The sequence below is a fragment of the Sediminihabitans luteus genome (genome assembly GCF_002797595.1).
Taxonomy (GTDB): domain Bacteria; phylum Actinomycetota; class Actinomycetes; order Actinomycetales; family Cellulomonadaceae; genus Paraoerskovia; species Paraoerskovia lutea.
Window position 1 is genome coordinate 147,983 of the sequence record NZ_PGFE01000006.1, and the last position, 20,051, is coordinate 168,033.

The window sequence follows — 20,051 nt, forward strand, 5'->3', positions numbered from 1 at the left end:
CGCGGGGTCGTGGGAGACTTGCCGCTGTGCCCACGCCTGCGCCTGACGACCGAAGCCCCTCGACGACCCGTGGGGCCGGACCCCGCCGCGCCCTGATCGTCTGGACCGCGGTCCTCGCGGTCCTGGTGATCGTCCTCGACCAGCTCACGAAGGTGTGGGCCGAGGACGCGCTCGCGGACCGCGACCGCATCCCCGTGATCGGCGACCTCCTGGGCCTGGACCTCGTCTTCAACCCGGGTGCCGCGCTCGGCATCGGCAACGGCATGACCTGGATCCTGACGATCGTCGTGGTCGCCGTGGTCGTCGTCGTGGTCCGCATGACCTCGCGCATCGGCTCGCGCGGGTGGGCGATCGCCTTCGGGCTCCTGCTCGGCGGCGCGATCGGCAACCTCATCGACCGCCTGACGAACGAGCCCGGGTTCGGACGCGGCCACGTCGTGGACTTCATCGACTACGGCGTGTTCATCGGCAACGTCGCGGACGTCGCGATCGTCGCCGCGGCCGTGATGATCGCGCTGCTCGCGATCCTCGGCATCGGGATCGACGGCAGCCGCGTGTCGTCCGACGAAGCCCGTACCGGCGACGCGACCGCGGACGACGGCGCTCCCCGGGTCGCGGCGTCCGACGCCCGGCCGGACGACGCGAGCGCGGACGACACAGCGTCCGCGGACGACGCGGGCGGGCGGGCCTGATGGCCGCCCGGACGCTGCCGGTCCCGGACGGGCTCGCGGGCGAGCGGGTCGACGCCGCGCTCGCGAAGATGCTCGGTCTCTCGCGCACGCGCACGGCCGAGCTCGCCGTCGCGGGCCTCGTGCTCATGGACGGCCGCACGGTCGGCAAGTCGGACCGCGTGCTGCCCGGCTCGTGGCTCGAGGTCGACCTGCAGGAGCCGCAGACCGCACCGGTCGCGCCGCCCGAGCCCGTGCCCGGCATGACGATCGCGTACGAGGACGACGACGTGGTCGTCGTCATGAAGCCCGTGGGCGTCGCCGCGCACGGGTCGCCCGGGTGGACCGGGCCGACCGTCGTGGGTGCGCTGTCGGCCGCGGGCTACCGGATCTCGACGTCGGGGGCCGCGGAGCGGCAGGGGATCGTGCACCGGCTCGACGTGGGCACGTCGGGTCTCATGGCCGTCGCCAAGAGCGAGCTCGCGTACACCGGGCTCAAGCGGGCGTTCAAGGAGCGCACGGTCGAGAAGGTCTACCACGCGCTCGCGCAGGGGCACCCCGAGCCGACGACGGGCACGATCGACGCACCCATCGGCCGACACCCGAGCTCGGACTGGAAGTTCGCCGTCACGGCCGACGGCAAGCCGTCCGTCACGCACTACGAGGTGCTCGAGATGCTTCCGGCGGCCTCGCTCGTCGAGGTGCACCTCGAGACGGGGCGCACGCACCAGATCCGCGTGCACTTCTCGGCGCTGCGGCACCCGCTCGTGGGCGACCTCACCTACGGTGCCGACCCGAAGCTCGCGCAGCGCACCGGCCTGACCCGGCAGTGGCTGCACGCGATGCGGCTCGCGTTCGACCACCCGGTCACGGGGGCGCGCGTCGAGGTGACGAGCGAGTACCCGGACGACCTGGCGCACGCGCTCGAGGTGGTCCGCGGGAGCCAAGTGTGAGCGGGGCCGGGCGCGCGACGTCGGGCGGTCCGCTGGCGGTCGAGCGCGTGCACGACGCCGCGGGGCTGGCCGAGGCGCACGGGTTGCGGTTCGAGGTGTTCGTCGACGAGCAGGACGTCCCGGCCGAGGAGGAGGTCGACGCGCTCGACACCCACCCCACGACCACGCACGTGCTGGTGCGGGACGCGGGCGGCGTCGTCGTCGGCACGGGCCGGCTGCTCACGGACGCGGCGCACCCGGGCGAGGTCCACGTCGGTCGGGTCGCGGTCGCGCGCTCCGCGCGCGGGCTCGGCGTCGGTGCGGTGGTCATGGCCGCGCTCGAGCGGATCGCGCTCGACGAGCACGCGGTGGACGTCGCCGGCGCGCACCGGGTGCGGGTCCTGCTCAGCGCCCAGGTGCAGGCCGCGGGCTTCTACGAGCGGCAGGGGTACGAGGTCTTCGGGCCGGTCTACCTCGACGCCGACATCGACCACCGCGACGCGGTCAAGGTGCTCGAGCGCTGACCGTTCCGGGCCTGCGCCGGGGGGCCGCGGGGTCGTGAGATTGTGCACGAGCGTGGCGCGCCGGACGTGTCGGCGCCGCCACCTAGACTCGACGCATGCCGTCAGCGACCTCCTCCTCCACGGACGACTTCGTCCACCTGCACGTGCACACCGAGTACTCGATGCTCGACGGCGCAGCACGCCTGGGCGACCTGTTCGCGGAGACGTCGCGGCTGGGGCAGAAGGCCATCGGGACGACCGACCACGGCTACGTGTTCGGTGCGTTCGAGTTCTGGTCGAAGGCCACCGCGGCGAACATCAAGCCGATCATCGGCGTCGAGGCGTACATCACGCCCGGCACGAGCCGGCACGACCAGACGCGCGTGCGCTTCGGGGACAAGGGCCAGGAGTCGGACGACGTCTCGGCCCGCGGCGCGTACACGCACATGACGATGTGGGCCCGCAACAACACGGGCCTGCAGAACCTCTTCCGGGCGAGCTCGCTGGCCTCGCTCGAGGGGCAGATGGGCAAGTGGCCCCGCATGGACCGGGACCTGCTCGAGACGTACTCCGAGGGCATGATCGCCTCGAGCGGCTGCCCGTCGGGCGAGATCCAGACGCGGCTGCGCCTCGGCCAGTGGGACGAGGCCGTGCGGGTCGCGGGCGAGCTGCAGGACGTCTTCGGCAAGGAGAACTTCTACATCGAGCTCATGGACCACGGGCTCGACATCGAGACGCGCGTGATCAAGGACCTCCTGCGGCTCTCGGAGACCGTCGGCGCGCCGCTCGTGGCGACGAACGACCTGCACTACGTGACGCGCGAGGACGCCGCCTCGCAGGAGGCGCTGCTGTGCATCAACTCGGGCTCGACGCTCGCCGACCCGGACCGTTTCAAGTTCGACGGCGACGGCTACTACGTCAAGTCGGCGGCCGAGATGCGCCGCACCTGGGCCGAGCTCCCCGAGGCGTGCGACAACACGCTGCTCATCGCCGAGCAGTGCGAGGTGTCGTTCAACACCAAGGCGAACTACATGCCGAACTTCCCGTGCCCGCCCGGGGAGGACGAGACGAGCTGGTTCGTCAAGGAGATCGAGAACGGGCTGCGGCGCCGCTACCCGAACGGCTACTCGCCCGAGGTGCGCAAGCAGGCGGACTACGAGACCGAGGTCATCATCCAGATGGGCTTCCCGGGGTACTTCCTCGTGGTCGCCGACTTCATCAACTGGGCCAAGGCGCAGGGCATCCGCGTCGGGCCGGGCCGTGGCTCGGCAGCGGGCTCGATGGCGTCGTACCTCATGGGCATCACCGAGCTCGACCCGCTCGAGCACGGCCTGATCTTCGAGCGGTTCCTCAACCCCGAGCGCGTGTCGATGCCCGACGTCGACGTCGACTTCGACGAGCGTCGGCGCTCCGAGGTCATCCGGTACGTGACCGAGAAGTACGGCGACGACCGCGTCGCGCAGATCGTCACCTACGGCACGATCAAGGCCAAGCAGGCCCTCAAGGACTCCTCGCGCCTGCTCGGCTTCCCGTTCGCGATGGGGGAGAAGCTCACCAAGGCGATGCCGCCCGCGGTCATGGGCAAGGACATCTCCCTCGGCGGGATCTTCGACGAGAAGGACCCGCGCTACGCCGAGGCGGGCGAGTTCCGCGCGGTGCACCAGGCCGACCCCGAGGCCCAGCGCGTCGTCGAGCTCGCCCGCGGCATCGAGGGCCTCAAGCGGCAGTGGGGCGTGCACGCGGCCGGCGTCATCATGTCGAGCCACCCCCTGATCGACATCATCCCGATCATGCGGCGTCCGCAGGACGGCGCGGTCATCACGCAGTTCGACTACCCGACCTGCGAGGGCCTCGGCCTGATCAAGATGGACTTCCTCGGCCTGCGCAACCTCACGATCCTCGACGACGCGCTCGAGAACATCGTGATGAACGGCAAGGACCCGGTCGAGATCGAGACGCTCACGCTCGACGACCCGGCGACGTACGCGCTCCTGTCGCGCGGCGACACCCTCGGCGTGTTCCAGCTCGACGGCGGGCCGATGCGCGCCCTGCTGCGCCAGATGCGCCCCGACAACTTCGAGGACGTCTCGGCCGTCATCGCGCTGTACCGCCCGGGCCCGATGGGCATGAACTCGCACACCAACTACGCGCTGCGCAAGAACGGTCTGCAGGAGGTCACGCCGATCCACCCCGAGCTCGCCGAGCCGCTGTCGGTGATCCTCGACGAGACGCACGGCCTGATCGTCTACCAGGAGCAGGTCCAGCGTGCCGCGCAGATCCTCGCCGGGTACTCGCTCGGCCAGGCGGACCTCCTGCGTCGCGCGATGGGCAAGAAGAAGAAGGAGATCCTCGACAAGGAGTTCATCCCCTTCCAGGCGGGCATGCGCGAGCGCGGCTACTCCGACGCCGCGATCCAGGCGGTGTGGGACGTGCTGGTCCCGTTCGCGGGCTACGCGTTCAACAAGGCGCACTCGGCGGGGTACGGGCTCGTCTCGTACTGGACGGCGTACCTCAAGGCGAACTACCCGACCGAGTACATGGCGGGCCTGCTCACGAGCGTGCGCGACGACAAGGACAAGTCGGCGCTCTACCTCAACGAGTGCCGGCGCATGCACATCACGGTGCTGCCGCCCGACGTCAACTCCTCGGCCGCGAACTTCACGGCCGTCGGCAGCGACATCCGGTTCGGCCTGACGGCGGTGCGCAACGTCGGCGCGAACGTGGTCGACGCGATCGTCGCGACGCGCGAGGCCAAGGGCGCGTTCACGTCGTTCACCGACTTCCTCGACAAGGTGCCGGCCGTCGTGTGCAACAAGCGCACGATCGAGTCGCTGATCAAGGCCGGGGCGTTCGACTCGCTGGGCCACCCGCGCCGCGCGCTGCTCGTGGTGCACGAGCAAGCCGTCGACTCGGTGATCGGCGTCAAGCGCAAGGAGGCCGAGGGCCAGTTCGACCTGTTCGCCGACCTCGGCGCGGAGGCGGACGACGCGATGACCTTCAGCGTCGACGTGCCCCAGATCCCGGACTGGGACAAGAAGCAGCGGCTCGCGTTCGAGCGCGAGATGCTCGGGCTGTACGTCTCGGACCACCCGCTCTCGGGCCTCGAGCACGTGCTGAGCCGTGCGGCGGACACCTCGGTCGCGACGCTCATGGCGGACGAGGACCGGCAGGACGGCTCGACCGTGACCATCGCGGGTCTCGTGACCTCGCTCCAGCGCAAGATGAGCAAGAACGGCAACCCGTGGGCGGCCGTGACGATCGAGGACCTCGAGGGCGCGGTCGAGGTCATGTTCTTCGGCGAGACGTACCTCGCCTACTCGACGATCCTCGCCGAGGACCAGGTGGTCGTGCTGCGCGGCCGGGTGCGGCGCCGCGACGACACCATGCAGCTGCAGGCCATGGAGGTCTCGCTGCCCGACGTCTCGAACGTCGCGGAGACGCCGGTCTCGGTCACGCTCGCGGCGTCGCGCTGCACGCAGCCCCTCGTCGAGCGCCTGCGCGAGATCCTGTCGACGCACCCCGGGGTGACCGACGTCCAGCTGCGGCTGCAGCAGCCGGGACGCACCACGGTCGTCCAGCTCGAGCCCGCGCTGCGCGTCGAGAAGTCGCCCGCGCTGTTCGGCGACCTCAAGGCCCTGCTCGGGCCGAGCTGCCTCGGCTGAGCCCCGTCGACCGCACGGCTCGGGCCGGGCCACCCGTGGGTGACCCGGCCCGAGCCGGAGGCGGTGCGCGTCAGCGACCCTGGAGGGCCTTGACGTTGTCGCCGAAGGTCCAGCCCTTGGAGCCGTCCCAGTTGATCGACCAGGTCATGAGGCCCTTGAGCTTGCCGTTGTAGCTGCCGTACGCCTGGCTCACCAGGGACGGCGACATGTAGCCGCCGCCGGCGCCGACCTGCGCGGGCAGCCCCGGTACCTGCTTGTCGTAGGGCACCGTGATGGTCGTGCCCTGGATCACGAGGCCGTTCGCGAGGCAGTCCGTCTGCTTCTGGAAGCCCTGGACGGTCCCGGCGGCGTACGAGTCGCCCGAGCAGCCGTACATGCTGCCGTTGTAGTACTGCATGTTGAGCCACCACAGGCGGCCGTTGTCGGCGTACTTCTTGATGATCGGCAGGTAGGAGCCCCAGATCGAGCCGTACACCACGCTGCCGCCGGTCACGTAGGCGGTCTCGGGCGCCATGGTCAGGCCGAACCCGGCGGGCATCTGCGCGAGCACGCCGTCGATGATCCGGATCAGGTTGGCCTGCGACGCCGAGAGCTGGTTGATGTTGCCGCTGCCCGTGAGGCCCGTCTCGATGTCGATGTCGATGCCGTCGAAGTGGTTGGCCTTGAGGATCGGGACGATGGTGGCGACGAACCGGTCGGCGACCTGCGCCGAGCTCAGGTCGATGCCCGCGGTCGCGCCGCCGATCGACATCAGCAGCGTCGTGCCCTGCGCCTTGGCCGCGCACATCTCGGCGGGGGTCGGCACCTTGACGCCGCTGTCCATGCCGTTCTCCCACAGGACCGTGCCGTCGGAGCGGATCACGGGGAACGCGAGGTTGACGACGTTGTAGCCGTGCTGGGCGATGCGCGCGTCGGTGATCGGGATCCAGCCGAGGCCCGGGTGGACGCCGTTGCTCGCGCCGTCCCAGTTCTCCCAGTACCCCTGGACGACCTTGCCGGCGGGCTTGCCGCGCAGGCCGCAGCCGGCCGGGTCCGTCGGCGTGACCGTGGGCGTCGGTGTCACGGTCGGGGTCACCGTCGGCGTGACGGTGGGCGTCGGCGTGACCGTGGGGGTCACCGTCGGCGTGACCGTCGGGGTGACGGTGGGCGTCACGGTGGGGGTGGGCGTGGGGCCCGTGCAGGCCCCGCCGTCGCGCCACAGCGACGGGGTCGAGGACGGGGTCCATCCGGCGCCCACGTACGCGGTGTGGGTCACGAGCGAGGTGTAGGTGCGGCCCGAGTAGGTGACCTGGGTACCGGCCGGGTAGGTCTGGCCCTCGGCCCAGCCGGGCGCGGTACAGGTGGCTGCCGCGGCGGGCGGCGCGACGGAGGCCTGCGTCGCGGTCAGGCCGGTCGTCAGGACCGTCCCGATCAGCGCCAGGCCGAGCACGGACGAGTGGAGCTTGAGCTTCATGGGACCATCCCGCATCGTCGAAGGAGTGGCGCAGGACGCCGACGGTCGTCCGACGGCGCTCGGCGGCCCGTCGAACGGCGGGCCTCGTCTCGGAACGTAGCAGCGGGCGTGGGCGGGTCGTCAGGCTCCGGGGCGCATTGACGTGATTCCCCGTACCACCCGTGCGGCGGTCCCGTACGACGACCCGTAGGCGCCCGTCGTCGGCGCGGAGCGAGCAGGGGACGGGCGGTCCCGTAGGCTCGCACGGTGATCCGACTCAACCCCGAGCAGCGCGTCTTCGTCACCGAGCGCCACCTGGCCACGCTCACGACCCTGCGGCGCGACGGCTCGCCGCACGTCGTGCCCGTCGCGTTCACGTGGGACGACGACGCGGGGGTGGCCCGGGTCACGACGAACCGCCGGTCCGCGAAGGCGCGCAACGTCGCGACGAGCGACGGGCCCGCGACCGCCGTGCTGTGCCAGGTCGACGGCGGGCGCTGGCTCACGCTCGAGGGCACCGCGGAGATGGTCGAGGACCCGGACGAGGTCGCGGACGCCGTCCGCCGCTACGCGCGCCGCTACCGCGAGCTGAGCGAGAACCCCGAGCGCGTGGTGCTGCGCATCCGACCGCACAAGATCATGTGCTCGCCGTACATGCGGGCCGACTGACCCGGCCGACTGACCGGGCCGACGGCCCCGGCGGAGAGGTCCGCCGGCCCCGGCAGACGGCGGGGTCGTCCGGCGGCCGGGCCGGCTCAGCCGACGACGGCGGAGCGCTCGCCCTGCGGCGTGGCGACCGCGACGACGTCGCCGCGCTCGAGCTGGCGACCGCGCCGCTCCTCGGGCTCGCCGTTGACCGTCACCTCGCCGTCGGCCACGAGCTCGCGCGCCTGCGCCCCGGACTCGGCGAGGTCGGCGAGCTTGAGGAACTGCCCGAGCCGGATGACGTCGCCGGTGATCTCCACGGTGTGCGCTGCGCTCATGGGCACCAGTATGCCGGGCGTCCGTGACCTGGAATTCACTCCACCGCCCCGGGGTGGGCGCCCTAGACTCGCAGGGTGATCTCCCGCATCGATCTTCGTGGCCGCACCCTCACCCGACGCGAGCTCGTCGACGTCCTGCCGCGCGCCGAGCTCGGCGTCGAGGACGCCGCCGCGCGCGTGGCACCCGTGATCCGGGACGTCCGGCAGCACGGTGCGGCGGCGCTGCGCGACCTCGCCGAGCGGTTCGACGGCGTGCGGCCCACCCACCTGCGGGTACCGGCCGAGGCGATCACGGGGGCGCTCGAGTTGCTCGCGCCGGCGGTGCGCGCAGGGCTCGAGGAGGCGATCGTGCGCGTGCGCACGGTGCACGCGGCGCAGCGTCCCGAGGACTTCTCGGTCGACCTGGCCCGTGGCGCGCGCGTGCGCCAGCGCTGGGTGCCCGTGCAGCGCGTGGGCCTCTACGCGCCCGGCGGCCTCGCGGTCTACCCGTCGTCGGTGATCATGAACGTCGTCGCCGCGCAGGAGGCGGGCGTGCCCGAGCTCGCGGTCGCGTCGCCGCCGCAGAAGGACAACGACGGGCTGCCGCACCCCACGATCCTCGCCGCGTGCGCGCTCCTCGGGGTCGAGGAGGTCTACGCCGTCGGCGGTGCGCAGGCCGTGGCGATGTTCGCCTACGGTGCGGACGGCACGGAGCCGCAGGACGGCGACGTGCTGTGCGAGCCGGTCGACGTCGTGACCGGGCCGGGCAACGTGTACGTCGCCGCCGCGAAGCGTCTCGTGCGCGGCGTGGTGGGCATCGACGCCGAGGCCGGGCCGACCGAGATCGCGGTCCTCGCCGACGCCGGGGCCGACGCGGGGCACGTCGCGTCCGACCTCATCAGCCAGGCCGAGCACGACCCGCTCGCCGCGGCCGTGCTCGTGACCGACTCGGTCGAGCTCGCCTCGGCCGTCGCCGCGCGCGTGCAGGACCTCGCGACCGCGACCAAGCACTCGTCCCGCGTGCAGCAGGCGCTCGCGGGCAGCCAGTCCGCGATCGTGCTGGTCGACGACGTCGAGCAGGGCCTGGCCGTGGTCGACGCCTACGGTGCCGAGCACCTCGAGATCCAGACGGCCGACGCCGCCGCGGTCGCCGACCGCGTGCGCAGCGCGGGCGCGATCTTCGTGGGCCCGTACTCGCCCGTGTCGCTCGGCGACTACATGGCCGGGTCCAACCACGTGCTGCCCACGGGCGGCTGCGCGCACTTCGCGAGCGGGCTCGGCGTGCACTCGTTCCTCAAGGCCGTGCAGGTCATCGAGTACGACCGCGAGGCGCTCGCGGTGCTCGCCGACCGGATCGTGGCGGTCGCGAACGACGAGGACCTGCCCGCGCACGGCGAGGCGGTGCGGGCGCGCTTCCTGTGACCGCGGGGCGTGTCCTGCCGGTCGTGGGCGAGCGCTGCGTGCTGCGCGCCGGTCGCGAGGACGACGAGGCGATGCTGCGCGAGTGGCTCCGCCCGCACCATGAATGGAACCGGTGGGACGCGCCCTACCTGCCGCGCGCGACCGACGCCGAGGCCGCGCGGTACGCGCACGCCGTGGCCCACCCGCCCGCGGACGACGGCACCGGCCTGCCGCCGTCGCGCGCGGTCGTCGCCGACCCGGCGTCGGGCGAGCTGCTCGGCGTGGTGTCCTGGTACTGGGAGTCGGAGCCCACGGGCTGGGCGCGCCTGGGCGTCGTGCTGTACGACCCCGCGGTGCGCGGCCAAGGCATCGGGCGCGAGGCGCTCGCGCTGTGGACCTCGCTGCTGTTCGACCGCACCGACTGGGTGCGCCTCGACCTCGCGACGTGGTCCGGCAACACGGCGATGTGCGCGACCGCGCGGTCCCTCGGGTTCGTCGAGGAGGCACGGTTCCGCGACGCCCGCGTCGTCGGCGGCGTGCGGTACGACTCGGTCGCCTACGGCGTGCTGCGCGACGAGTGGGCGCGTTCGGGCGGCTAGACGGATCCCGGCCAGGAGGTCCGCGCCCCCGGCGGGGCCCTCACCGCACCGTGGACAGCACAGCACCGTGGACAGCACCGCTCCGTGGACGACACCGCGGAGTGGTCGGCGGCTGCGCCGGCCACTCCGCGGCCCCGTCGATCAACCGGCCCCGTCGATCAACCGGCCCCGTCGATCAGCCAGCCTCCTCGATCAGCCGACCCCGAGCACGAACGGGTGCACGGCGCTCGCCCCGGCGCGCCGCAGGAGGCGCGCCGCGACCGCGAGCGTCCAGCCCGAGTCGGTCGAGTCGTCCACGAGGAGCACGGCACGTCCGGGCAGGCCCGCGGTCGCGGCGTCCGACAGCTCGAGCCCGAGCCGGCCCGCGACGCCGGCGAGGCGCATGGCCGAGTTCACGTCGTGGCGTCCGGGCTCCTCGCGGCCGGGAACCGGGCCGATCGTGCCCACGAGCGGGACCTTGAGGTACCGCGCAAGACCCGTCGACAGGTGCTCGACGAGCTGCGGGCGCGTGGTCGAGCGCACCGCGACGACCCCCTGCACGAGCAGCGTGCGCTCGCCCTCGGCGTCGGGCTCGGACCACAGCGCGTCCCAGTCGTCGAGCACGCGCGCGGCGGCGGCGCGCAGGGGGACGGGCGTCTCGCCGTCGGCCGGCCGGCCGTCGGGCGTGCGCGCGCCGAACAGCCCGCGCAGCGCGCCCGACCAGCCGAGGCCGTCCATGCGCGCGACCGCGCGCCCTGGCTCGGCCTGCTCGGTCGCGGGGATGCGGCCCTTGAGGTCGACGCCGAGCGCGTCCATGCCGCTCGGCCACTGGCGGCGTGCGACGACGTCGACGCCCGGCCGGTCCATGTCCTGGCGGGCCGAGGCGACGGCCTCCGGGTCGGGTGCGCCGGGCAGGCCGACGCCGCCGCAGCGGTCGCAGCGCCCGCAGCGCCAGCCGGGCTCGAGCGCGGGGTCGTCGAGCACCGCGCGCAGGTACGCCATGCGGCAGCCGTCGGTCGCGACGTAGTCGAGCATCGAGCGCTGCTCGGCCGCGCGGGTCTCGGCGACGCGCGCGTAGCGCTCGGCGTCGTAGACCCACGGCTCGCCGGTCGTGACCCAGCCGCCCTTGACGCGGCGCACCGCCCCGTCGACGTCGAGCACCTTGAGCATGGCCTCGAGGCGTGACCGCTTGAGGTCGACCTGCGTCTCGAGCGCTGCCGTCGACCACGTGCGCCCGTCGGCCATCGCGGCGAGCGTGGTGCGCACCTGCGGCTCGGCGGGGAACGCCTGCGACCCGAACCAGTCCCAGATCGCGCGATCCTCCTGGCCGGGCAGCAGCACGACGACGGCCTGGTCGACCCCGCGGCCCGCGCGACCCACCTGCTGGTAGTACGCGATCGGCGACGACGGGGCGCCGAGGTGCACGACGAACGCGAGGTCCGGCTTGTCGAACCCCATCCCGAGGGCCGAGGTCGCGACGAGCGCCTTGACCCGGTTGTCCTTGAGGTCGGCCTCGAGCTGCTCGCGCTCGGCCGGGTCGGTCTGGCCCGTGTACGCCTGGACGGCGAGCCCCGCGCCGCGCAGCTGCGACGCGACCTGCTCGGCCGCCGAGACGGTCAGGCAGTAGACGATGCCCGACCCGTCGACGTCCTGCAGGGTCTCGGCGAGCCACGCGATCCTGGTCGGCTGGTCGGGCAGCGGCAGCACCGCCAGGTGCAGCGACTCGCGGTCGAGCGCGCCGCGCAGCACGAGCACGTCGGCGGGGACCCCACCCAGGGCGGAGGCCTGCGAGACGCCCAGCTGCTCGGCGACGTCCGCGGTGACGCGCTCGTTCGCGGTGGCGGTGGTCGCGAGCACCGGGATCCCCGCGGGGAGCTCGGCGAGCAGCGTGCGGATGCGTCGGTAGTCAGGACGGAAGTCGTGCCCCCAGTCCGAGATGCAGTGCGCCTCGTCGATCACGACGAGCCCCGCGTCGGCCGCGAGCCGGGGGAGGACCTCGTCGCGGAACCCCGGGTTGTTGAGCCGCTCGGGCGAGCACAGCAGCACGTCGACCTCGCCCGCGGCGATCGCCGCGTGCACCGCGTCCCACTCGGTCATGTTGGACGAGTTGATCGTCACGGCGCGGATCCCGGCGCGCGCGGCCGCCGCGACCTGGTCGCGCATGAGCGCCAGCAGGGGGGAGACGATCACGGTCGGGCCGGCGCCGCGCGCCCGCAGCAGCGCGGTCGACACGAAGTACACGGCGGACTTGCCCCAGCCGGTGCGCTGCACCACGAGGGCACGCTGCTGCCGGGCGACGAGGGCCTCGATCGCGGTCCACTGGTCCTCGCGCAGCTCCGCGTCCTCGCGCCCCACGAGTGCGCGCAGCGCGGTCTCGGCGTCCTCGCGCAGGTCGGCCGTCGACAGCGCGGGGCCGACCAGGGCCGGGGCGGCGAGCGGGGGGAGGGGGACCTGCGGGACGTCGGCGCCCCGCCCGCCACGCCCGCGCGGGCGTCCGCCCGTCGCGTCGTCCGCGGGGACCGCGTCCCACAGGTCCTCGGGCGGGGGCGCGTCCCACAGGTCGTCCGGCGGCGGCTCGTCGGGCCAGTGCTCGTCGGTGGTTTGCTCGTCGGTGGGGTGCTCGTCGGTGGGTTGCTCGTCGGTGGGTTCCGGGGCGGACGACGCCGGGTCGGGGTGCGCGGAGCTCATGGGCCGATCCTAGGCGCGCCCACCGACGGATCCTCGCGGCCGGCGTGCCCCGTCGGGACGGGCCGGGCGTGGACGCACGCGACGGGCGGACGACGCGTGCGCCGTCCGCCCGTCGGCGGGGGTGGCCGCGCCCGGCGGCCCCGTGGTCAGTGCTGGCCGATCACTGCATCTGCATGACGACGCGGCCGTCGATCGCGCCCTTCTCCATCTCGCCGAAGATCTCGTTGATGTCGTCGAGCGGGCGGACCGTGTAGGTCGGCGTGACGAGGCCGCGGGCGAAGAAGTCGAGCGCCTCGGTCATGTCCTTGCGGGTGCCGACGATCGAGCCGCGCACCGTGAGGCCGAACAGGACGGTCGTGAAGATGTCGAGCGGGAACTGCTCGGGCGGCAGGCCCACGAGCGAGACCGTGCCGCCGCGACGCAGCGAACCGACGGCCTGCGGGAACGCGTGCGCGTTGACCGCGGTGACCAGCGCGCCGTGCACGCCGCCGCCGGTCGCCGCCTGGATCTCGGCGGCCGCGTCGGGGCTGGTCGCCGCGTTGACGGTGACCTCCGCGCCGTGCTTGCGCGCGAGCTCGAGCTTCGCGTCGTCGACGTCGACCGCGGCCACGCGGCGGCCCATGGCGACCGCGTACTGCACGGCGATGTGGCCGAGTCCGCCGATGCCCGAGATCAGGACCCACTCGCCCGGCTTGGTGTCGGTCTGCTTGAGGCCCTTGTAGACGGTGACGCCGGCGCACAGGATCGGGCCGACCGCCGAGAGCTCGACGCCGTCGGGGATGATCGGGCAGTAGCGCGAGTCGACGACCATGTACTGGCCGAACGACCCGTCGACCGAGTAGCCGCCGTTCTGCTGGTTGGGGCAGAGCGTCTCCCAGCCGGTCTCGCAGTACTCGCACTCGCCGCAGGCGCTCGCGAGCCACGCGTTGCCGACGGTGTCGCCGACCTTGACGCGCGTGACGCCCTCGCCGACGGCGACGACGGTGCCGACGCCCTCGTGGCCGGGGATGAACGGCGCCGTGGGCTTGACCGGCCAGTCGCCGTGCGCGGCGTGCAGGTCGGTGTGGCACACGCCGGTGTACTCGACCTTGACCAGGGCCTCGTTCGGTCCGGGGGTCGGGATCGACGTCTCGGTGACGTCGAGCGGCTCGGTGAAGCTGGTGACGACGGCTGCGCGCATGGTGCTCACGGTTCCTCCTCGGCAGGAGGGCTCATGGCCTCCCGCGGTCTGTCGGTGGCGTCGCCGGGCGGTTCTCCCGGTGCGTCGTGGTGATGTGTTCCACGGTAGGCGCGCTCGTGCGCCGGCGCTGTGGCAGAGCAGACAGAACGCTTGTGAAACTCTTCACATTCGCAGGACGTCCACTCGGCGTGCACACAGGGTTCGCAGAGAGCCCCCTGACAGGATTGGATGTGCGCATGAGCGAACGACACCTCACCCCGGCCACCGTCCAGCCCGGCGGCTGCGCCGCGCACGGCACCCCGCGCGGGCTCACGCGCCGCACGCTGCTCGCGACGTCCGGCGCCGGGGCGGGGGCGCTCGTGCTCGCCGCGTGCGCGGGGACCTCGGGCGAGAGCGCCGACCAGGTCACGCAGGCCTCGGACGACGCGCCGCTCGTGGCCGTCGCCGACGTGCCTGTCGGCGGGGCCGTCTCGGTGCGCACCGCGCAGGGCGCCCCGCTGCTCGTCACGCAGCCCGCGGACGGCGAGATCCACGTGTTCGGTGCGATCTGCCCGCACCAGGGGTGCACCGTGCTGCCCGACGACGCGCAGCTGCGCTGCCCCTGCCACGCCTCGCTGTTCGCGCTGACCGACGGCGCGGTGCTCGAGGGCCCGTCGCCCGAGCCGCTGCCCGAGGTCGAGGTCGAGGTGGTCGACGGGCAGGTGCGCCTGCCCTGACGCCGACGGGCGGCCCTGACCCTGCCCGACGGCGCCCGGTGGCCTGCCGTCTTGACGCACGTCACACCCGCCCGCGGTACGGACGCCCCCGCAAACGACGTGACGGCGTCCGTAGACTGGAGCGGTGACGTCCCCCACCGAACCGCAGACCGCCGCGCGCGTGCCGTCCGCCGTCCGGCTCCCCGTGCGCCCCGAGCACGCGGGTCTCGAGCCGTACGGAGCCCCCCAGCTCGACGTGCCCGTGCTGCTCAACGTCAACGAGAACCCGTACGCGCCCAGCGACGAGGTCGTCGCCACGATCGCGGCCGAGGTCGCGGCCGCCGCACGCGGCCTGAACCGCTACCCCGACCGCGACTTCCTCGACCTGCGCGCGGACCTCGCCGACTTCCTCGCGGTCGAGTCCGGCGTGCGCGTGCCCGCCGAGCAGGTCTGGGCCGCGAACGGCTCGAACGAGGTCATGCTGCACCTGCTGCAGGCGTTCGGCGGCCCTGGTCGCACCGCGCTGTCGTTCGCCCCGACGTACTCGATGTACCCCGAGTACGCGCGCGACACCGCGACCCGCTGGGTCGAGGGACGACGCGAGGACGACTTCACGCTCGACGCCGACGCCGCGGTCGCGACCGTGCGCGAGCACGCGCCGTCGGTGATCCTGCTCGCGAGCCCCAACAACCCGACCGGCACGGCCCTCCCGCCCGAGACCGTCGCCGCGATCTGCGAGGCCGCGCTCGAGATCGAGGTGCCCGTCCCCGGCGCCGAGCCCGGGTGCGCCGTCGTCGTGGTCGACGAGGCCTACGGCGAGTTCCGCCGGGCCGGGACCCCCTCGGCGCTCGAGCTCCTCGACCGCTACCCGAACCTCGCGGTCAGCCGCACGATGTCCAAGGCGTTCGCGCTCGCGGGCGCGCGCCTGGGCTACCTCGCGGCCTCGCGCGAGATCGTCGACGCCCTGCGCGTGGTGCGTCTGCCGTACCACCTGTCGGCCGTCACGCAGGCCGTCGCCCGCGCGGCGCTCGCGCACTCGGCGTCGCTGCTCGCGCAGGTCGACGCGCTGCGCGCCGAGCGCGACGCGACGGTCGACTGGCTGCGCGCGCGCCGGTACCAGGGCCGTCCGCTCGAGGTCGCCGCGTCGGACGCGAACTTCGTGCTGTTCGGTCGCTTCGACGACCGCACCGCGATCTGGCAGGGTCTGCTCGACCGGGGCGTGCTCGTGCGCGTGGTCGGGCCCGACGGTTGGCTCCGGGTGTCGATCGGCACCCCGGAGGAGATGACGGCGTTCAAGGACGCCCTCGTGGAGGTGGCAGGACTGTGACATCCCCCGCAGGCAGGCGCGTCGCGCGCATCGAGCGCGCGACGTCCGAGTCGAGCGTGCTCGTCGAGATCGACCTCGACGGGACCGGACGCACCGACGTCTCGACCTCGGTGCCGTTCTACGACCACATGCTCACGGCGCTCGGCAAGCACTCGCTGATCGACCTCACGGTGCGCTCGACGGGCGACACGCACATCGACGTCCACCACACGGTCGAGGACACCGCGATCGTGCTCGGCCAGGCGCTGCGCCAGGCGCTCGGCGATAAGTCGGGCATCGCGCGCTTCGGCGACGCGTTCGTCCCGCTCGACGAGGCGCTCGCGCACGCGGTCGTCGACGTCTCGGGCCGTCCGTACCTGGTCCACTCGGGCGAGCCCGCGGGGCAGGAGTACCACCTGATCGGCGGCCACTTCACGGGGTCGCTCACGCGGCACGTGCTCGAGTCGATCGCGCACCACGCGGGCATCTGCCTGCACGTGCGCGTGCTCGCGGGCCGCGACCCGCACCACGTCGTCGAAGCCCAGTTCAAGGCCCTCGCGCGTGCCCTGCGGGCCGCGGTCGCCCTCGACCCGCGCGTCGACGGCATCCCCTCGACCAAGGGCGCGCTGTGAGCGGCGTCGGCCCCGACGGCGTCGCGGGCGAGCCGGACGACCTGGGCGACATCACGATCCCCGACGACCTGTCGAGCCTCGGGGGAGCGGACGCCGCCCCCGACCTCGCGGTCGTGCTGACCCAGATCGCCGAGGCCACGCCGCTCGCGGCCCTGTGCTCGGCGGCGCAGGTCGTGGCCGACGCGGTGCCGACCAAGGTCGGCGCGTTCGCGGTGCTCGCCGAGCGCGCCGACGGCGCGCCGCAGGAGGCCGTGGCCGCCCTCTCGACGCTCATCCGCGGCGTGCCGTTCGTGCTCGTCGAGAAGCGCGGCGAGCAGCTCGCCGCCCGGCGCTGGCAGGACGGCCTGCCCGAGGACGAGCTCGCTCCCGGCCTCGTGCTCGGTGGCGCGCCCGAGGCGATCGAGGACGTCCTGATCGGCCACGCCTCGGTCGACGAGCTCGAGGGCGTCGTCGCGTCGTCGTCGATCTCGCGCCTCAAGGCCATGCGCATGCTGACCTCCGCCGCGCGCAAGGCGCGCAAGAAGTGAGCGCGCCCCGCGTCGTCGTCCTCGACTACGGGTTCGGCAACGTGCGCTCGGCCGTGCGCGCGCTCGAGCGCGTCGGCGCCCAGGTCGAGCTCACCGCCGACCGCACGGCGGCCGCCGAGGCCGACGGGCTCGTCGTGCCCGGTGTCGGGGCCTTCGCGGCGTGCATGGCCGGCCTGCGCGAGGTGCGCGGCGACCAGGTCGTCGAGCGTCGCGTCGCGGGCGGGCGCCCCGTGCTCGGCATCTGCGTGGGCATGCAGATCATGTTCGACCAGGGCGTCGAGCACGGCGTCGAGACCGAGGGCCTCGGCCAGTGGCCGGGCGTCGTCGACCGCCTCGAGGCGCCCGTCGTGCCGCACATGGGCTGGGCCACGGTCCGCGCGCCCGAGGGCAGTCGCCTCCTCGCCGGCATCGAGGACGAGCGCTTCTACTTCGTGCACTCCTACGCCGCGCGCACGTTCGCGCTCGGCACCGACGAGCCTGCCGACTCGGTGTTCCGCCCGCCCCTGGTGACGTGGGCCGACCACGGCTCGCCGTTCGTCGCCGCGGTCGAGAACGGCCCCCTGTGCGCGACCCAGTTCCACCCCGAGAAGTCCGGCGACGCCGGGGCCGCGCTCCTGCAGAACTGGCTCGGCACGCTCTGACCCGCACGCGGCCACGACCGCGGCGCACCACCACCCGAAAGGCACCACCCATGACTGACCGCCTCGTGCTGCTCCCCGCCGTCGACGTCGCCGACGGCCAGGCCGTCCGCCTCGTCCAGGGCGAGGCCGGCTCGGAGACCTCGTACGGCGACCCGCTGAGCGCGGCGCTCGACTGGCAGGCCGGGGGCGCCGAGTGGATCCACCTCGTCGACCTCGACGCCGCGTTCGGCCGCGGGTCGAACGCCGAGCTCCTCGCCGACGTCGTCGGTCGCCTCGACGTGGCTGTCGAGCTCTCGGGCGGGATCCGTGACGACGCCTCGCTCGAGCGTGCGCTCGCGACGGGCTGCACGCGCGTCAACCTCGGCACCGCGGCGCTCGAGAACCCCGAGTGGACCGCGCGCGTGATCGCCGAGCACGGCGACAAGATCGCGGTGGGCCTCGACGTGCGCGGCACGACGCTCGCCGCCCGTGGCTGGACCAAGGACGGCGGCGACCTGTGGGAGGTGCTCGGGCGCCTCGAGGAGGCCGGCTGCCCCCGCTACGTCGTGACCGACGTGACCAAGGACGGCACGCTGCGCGGCCCGAACGTCGAGCTGCTGCGCGAGGTCGCCTCCCGCACCGACGCACCCGTGGTGGCCTCCGGCGGGATCTCGAGCCTCGACGACCTGGTCGCGCTGCGCGCCGTCGTCGGCGAGGGCGTCGAGGGAGCGATCGTCGGCAAGGCGCTGTACGCCGGGGCGTTCACGCTCCCCGAGGCGCTCGACGTCGCGGGCCGTCCGTGACCGGGCGCGCGCTGCCGCCGTCCTCGACGTTCGCGGGCGACGACGGGTCAGCCGACCCTGCGCTCGCCGCGGCGCTGGCCGGACACGTCGCGGGCACCGTCCCGATGCGGGACGTCGTGGCCGCGCTGGCGCCGGCGCGCGTGCTGGTCCCCGTGCTGGCCGAGGCCGAGGCGACCGAGACCGGTGAGCACGGCCACACAGTCGACCGTGAGGCGTCGTCGGGCGTCGTCGCGCTCGAGTCGCCCGACGGCCGGCGCGCGCTGCCCGTGTTCACGTCGGTCGAGACCATGGCCCGCTGGCGCACGGACGCGCGGCCCGTCCCCGTCGAGGCGCCGCGTGCCGCACAGTCGGCCGTGAGCGAGAACTGGTCGCTCCTGGTCGTCGACCCTGCCGGCCCGGCGACCGTGCTCGTGCCACGCCCCGCCGTGTGGGCGCTCGGGCAGGGCAAGGTGTGGGCCCCCGCCGTCGAGGACGGTCGGGTCGACCCGGAGGTCGCCGAGTCGATCCGCGCGGCGGTGGAACCGATCATGCACGTCAAGACGGCGCGGGCCGAGCCCGGGCGCACCGCCGAGATCGCGGTCGCGCTCGCCATCCACGCGGGCCTCGACCGCAAGGGGCTCGACCTCGTGCTGAGCCAGGTCAACGCGGCGCTCGCCCGCAACGCGGTCGTGGGGGAGAGGGTCGACTCCCTCGAGCTGCGGATCGGTCGCGCGGACTGAGCCCGTGCGCGCCTGCCCGGCCCGTCGTCCCGGGGCCGGGCGAGCGGTGCCGGTCAGTGCCGGTCAGTGCCGGTCAGTGCTGCTCGGTGCCGGTCAGTGCCGGCGTCGGCGGCCGAGGGCCCAGCCGAGCGCCAGCGCGCCGGTCGCGAGCACGATCTGACCGCCGAGCACCACCCGGTTGAGGTCGAGCGCGGGCTGCCAGCGCACGGCGCCGTCGGGGCCCACGACGTAGGCGCCGAGCGCCTTGACGCGCACGCCGTACGCGCCCCCGCCGCCGCCGCCCTCGCCGTGCGCCTCGCCGTTGGCCTCGCCCCGGGCCTCGCCCTTGGCCTCCCCGGTCGCCTCGCCGTTGGCCTCGCCGCGGGTGCCGTCGGAGCTGCTCGTGCCGACGTGCCGACCGTCCGAGGCGGTCGCGAGGTCCTGGCCCGGCTCGGCGTCGTCGGCCGTGACGGCCGGTCCGCGGCGCGGGAACCGGAACGACGCGGAGCCGCTCCCGCTGCCCGTGCTGCGCCCCGTGCCGCCGCCCGACCCCTGGCCCGTGCCGGAGCCCGTGCCCGCGCCCGCGCCGCCGCCCGAGCCGGTGCCCGTCAGGCCCCACACCTTCGCGACAGGCACGACCAGGGAGCCGGCGTGCTCGTAGGGTTCTCCGAACGCTCTGCGCACCGAGAACGAGTCGTCCGCGGCCTGCGTGAGCCGCGACAGATCTGGGCTGAATGACCGCGTGTCGTCCGTCATGGACGACA

The 20,051-nt window shown here is 73.7% G+C and carries 19 protein-coding genes; 14 read left to right on the forward strand and 5 right to left on the reverse strand.

Annotated elements, in window-relative coordinates; genetic code table 11:
* Nucleotides 1-26: 26 nt before the first annotated feature.
* The 4 genes from CLV28_RS14450 (at nt 27) to dnaE (ending at nt 5,765) form a co-directional block, all read left to right on the forward strand.
* Nucleotides 27-692, forward strand: a complete 666-nt coding sequence (locus CLV28_RS14450; protein WP_100424032.1) for a signal peptidase II — start codon at nt 27-29, stop codon at nt 690-692.
* Nucleotides 692-1,621, forward strand: a complete 930-nt coding sequence (locus CLV28_RS14455) for an RluA family pseudouridine synthase (RefSeq protein WP_100424033.1) — start codon at nt 692-694, stop codon at nt 1,619-1,621. The genes CLV28_RS14450 and CLV28_RS14455 overlap by 1 nt, the downstream gene beginning before the upstream one ends.
* Complete coding sequence (locus CLV28_RS14460; protein ID WP_239073255.1) at nt 1,618-2,124, forward strand: GNAT family N-acetyltransferase; 507 nt, start codon at nt 1,618-1,620, stop codon at nt 2,122-2,124. Before CLV28_RS14455 ends, CLV28_RS14460 begins: the two co-directional genes overlap by 4 nt.
* Before the next feature lie 95 nt (nt 2,125-2,219).
* A complete protein-coding gene (dnaE, locus tag CLV28_RS14465) occupies nt 2,220-5,765 on the forward strand; it encodes a DNA polymerase III subunit alpha (protein ID WP_100424034.1) in 3,546 nt (1,181 codons plus the stop codon).
* A 70-nt stretch (nt 5,766-5,835) separates the two neighbouring features.
* Here the strand turns inward: dnaE and CLV28_RS14470 are convergent, their stop codons facing one another.
* The gene (locus CLV28_RS14470) at nt 5,836-7,218 is read right to left on the reverse strand and encodes a carbohydrate-binding protein (RefSeq protein WP_100424035.1); all 1,383 of its coding nucleotides are present in this window, start codon (nt 7,216-7,218) and stop codon (nt 5,836-5,838) included.
* Nucleotides 7,219-7,464: 246 nt separating this feature from the next.
* On the opposite strand from CLV28_RS14470, the gene CLV28_RS14475 reads away from it, so the two are divergent.
* Nucleotides 7,465-7,866 carry a pyridoxamine 5'-phosphate oxidase family protein gene (locus CLV28_RS14475; protein ID WP_100424036.1) on the forward strand — a complete coding sequence of 134 codons (402 nt, stop codon included), beginning with the start codon at nt 7,465-7,467 and terminating at the stop codon, nt 7,864-7,866.
* Nucleotides 7,867-7,952: 86 nt separating this feature from the next.
* On the opposite strand, the gene CLV28_RS14480 is transcribed toward CLV28_RS14475, so the two are convergent.
* Entirely contained in the window at nt 7,953-8,180 is a 228-nt protein-coding gene (locus CLV28_RS14480; protein ID WP_100424037.1) for an RNA-binding S4 domain-containing protein, read from the reverse strand.
* A gap of 75 nt (nt 8,181-8,255) precedes the next feature.
* On the opposite strand from CLV28_RS14480, the gene hisD reads away from it, so the two are divergent.
* Nucleotides 8,256-9,581, forward strand: coding sequence for a histidinol dehydrogenase (gene hisD, locus CLV28_RS14485; protein ID WP_100424038.1), 1,326 nt, complete (start codon nt 8,256-8,258; stop codon nt 9,579-9,581).
* A complete protein-coding gene (locus CLV28_RS14490; protein WP_239073256.1) occupies nt 9,578-10,159 on the forward strand; it encodes a GNAT family N-acetyltransferase in 582 nt (193 codons plus the stop codon). Before hisD ends, CLV28_RS14490 begins: the two co-directional genes overlap by 4 nt.
* 192 nt (nt 10,160-10,351) lie before the next feature.
* Here CLV28_RS14490 and CLV28_RS14495 read toward each other — a convergent pair whose 3' ends face one another.
* Together CLV28_RS14495 and adhP are read right to left on the reverse strand one after the other, a co-directional pair.
* Nucleotides 10,352-12,826 (reverse strand): RecQ family ATP-dependent DNA helicase, encoded by a 2,475-nt coding sequence (locus tag CLV28_RS14495; protein WP_239073257.1) that lies wholly within the window; start codon nt 12,824-12,826, stop codon nt 10,352-10,354.
* A gap of 160 nt (nt 12,827-12,986) precedes the next feature.
* Nucleotides 12,987-14,015, reverse strand: coding sequence for an alcohol dehydrogenase AdhP (gene adhP, locus CLV28_RS14500; protein WP_308440387.1), 1,029 nt, complete (start codon nt 14,013-14,015; stop codon nt 12,987-12,989).
* A 227-nt stretch (nt 14,016-14,242) separates the two neighbouring features.
* Between adhP and CLV28_RS14505 the strand changes: the two genes are divergently transcribed.
* The 7 genes from CLV28_RS14505 to CLV28_RS14535 all read left to right on the forward strand — a co-directional run bounded on the left by CLV28_RS14505 (nt 14,243) and on the right by CLV28_RS14535 (nt 19,308).
* On the forward strand, nt 14,243-14,722 hold the full coding sequence (locus CLV28_RS14505; RefSeq protein WP_100424039.1) for a Rieske (2Fe-2S) protein: 480 nt from the start codon (nt 14,243-14,245) through the stop codon (nt 14,720-14,722).
* A gap of 124 nt (nt 14,723-14,846) precedes the next feature.
* On the forward strand, nt 14,847-16,028 hold the full coding sequence (locus CLV28_RS14510; RefSeq protein ID WP_100424040.1) for a histidinol-phosphate transaminase: 1,182 nt from the start codon (nt 14,847-14,849) through the stop codon (nt 16,026-16,028).
* On the forward strand, nt 16,025-16,639 hold the full coding sequence (gene hisB / locus CLV28_RS14515) for an imidazoleglycerol-phosphate dehydratase HisB (RefSeq protein WP_100424041.1): 615 nt from the start codon (nt 16,025-16,027) through the stop codon (nt 16,637-16,639). The genes CLV28_RS14510 and hisB overlap by 4 nt, the downstream gene beginning before the upstream one ends.
* Nucleotides 16,636-17,166: a hypothetical protein gene (locus CLV28_RS14520; protein WP_100424042.1), complete on the forward strand. Its 531-nt coding sequence runs from the start codon at nt 16,636-16,638 to the stop codon at nt 17,164-17,166. Before hisB ends, CLV28_RS14520 begins: the two co-directional genes overlap by 4 nt.
* Nucleotides 17,163-17,807 carry an imidazole glycerol phosphate synthase subunit HisH gene (hisH, locus tag CLV28_RS14525; RefSeq protein ID WP_100424043.1) on the forward strand — a complete coding sequence of 215 codons (645 nt, stop codon included), beginning with the start codon at nt 17,163-17,165 and terminating at the stop codon, nt 17,805-17,807. The genes CLV28_RS14520 and hisH overlap by 4 nt, the downstream gene beginning before the upstream one ends.
* A gap of 50 nt (nt 17,808-17,857) precedes the next feature.
* Nucleotides 17,858-18,589, forward strand: coding sequence for a bifunctional 1-(5-phosphoribosyl)-5-((5-phosphoribosylamino)methylideneamino)imidazole-4-carboxamide isomerase/phosphoribosylanthranilate isomerase PriA (priA, locus tag CLV28_RS14530; protein ID WP_100424044.1), 732 nt, complete (start codon nt 17,858-17,860; stop codon nt 18,587-18,589).
* Nucleotides 18,586-19,308, forward strand: coding sequence for an SseB family protein (locus CLV28_RS14535; protein ID WP_100424045.1), 723 nt, complete (start codon nt 18,586-18,588; stop codon nt 19,306-19,308). The genes priA and CLV28_RS14535 overlap by 4 nt, the downstream gene beginning before the upstream one ends.
* Before the next feature lie 93 nt (nt 19,309-19,401).
* Here the strand turns inward: CLV28_RS14535 and CLV28_RS14540 are convergent, their stop codons facing one another.
* Entirely contained in the window at nt 19,402-20,043 is a 642-nt protein-coding gene (locus tag CLV28_RS14540) for a hypothetical protein (protein WP_157802664.1), read from the reverse strand.
* Nucleotides 20,044-20,051 lie beyond the last annotated feature (8 nt).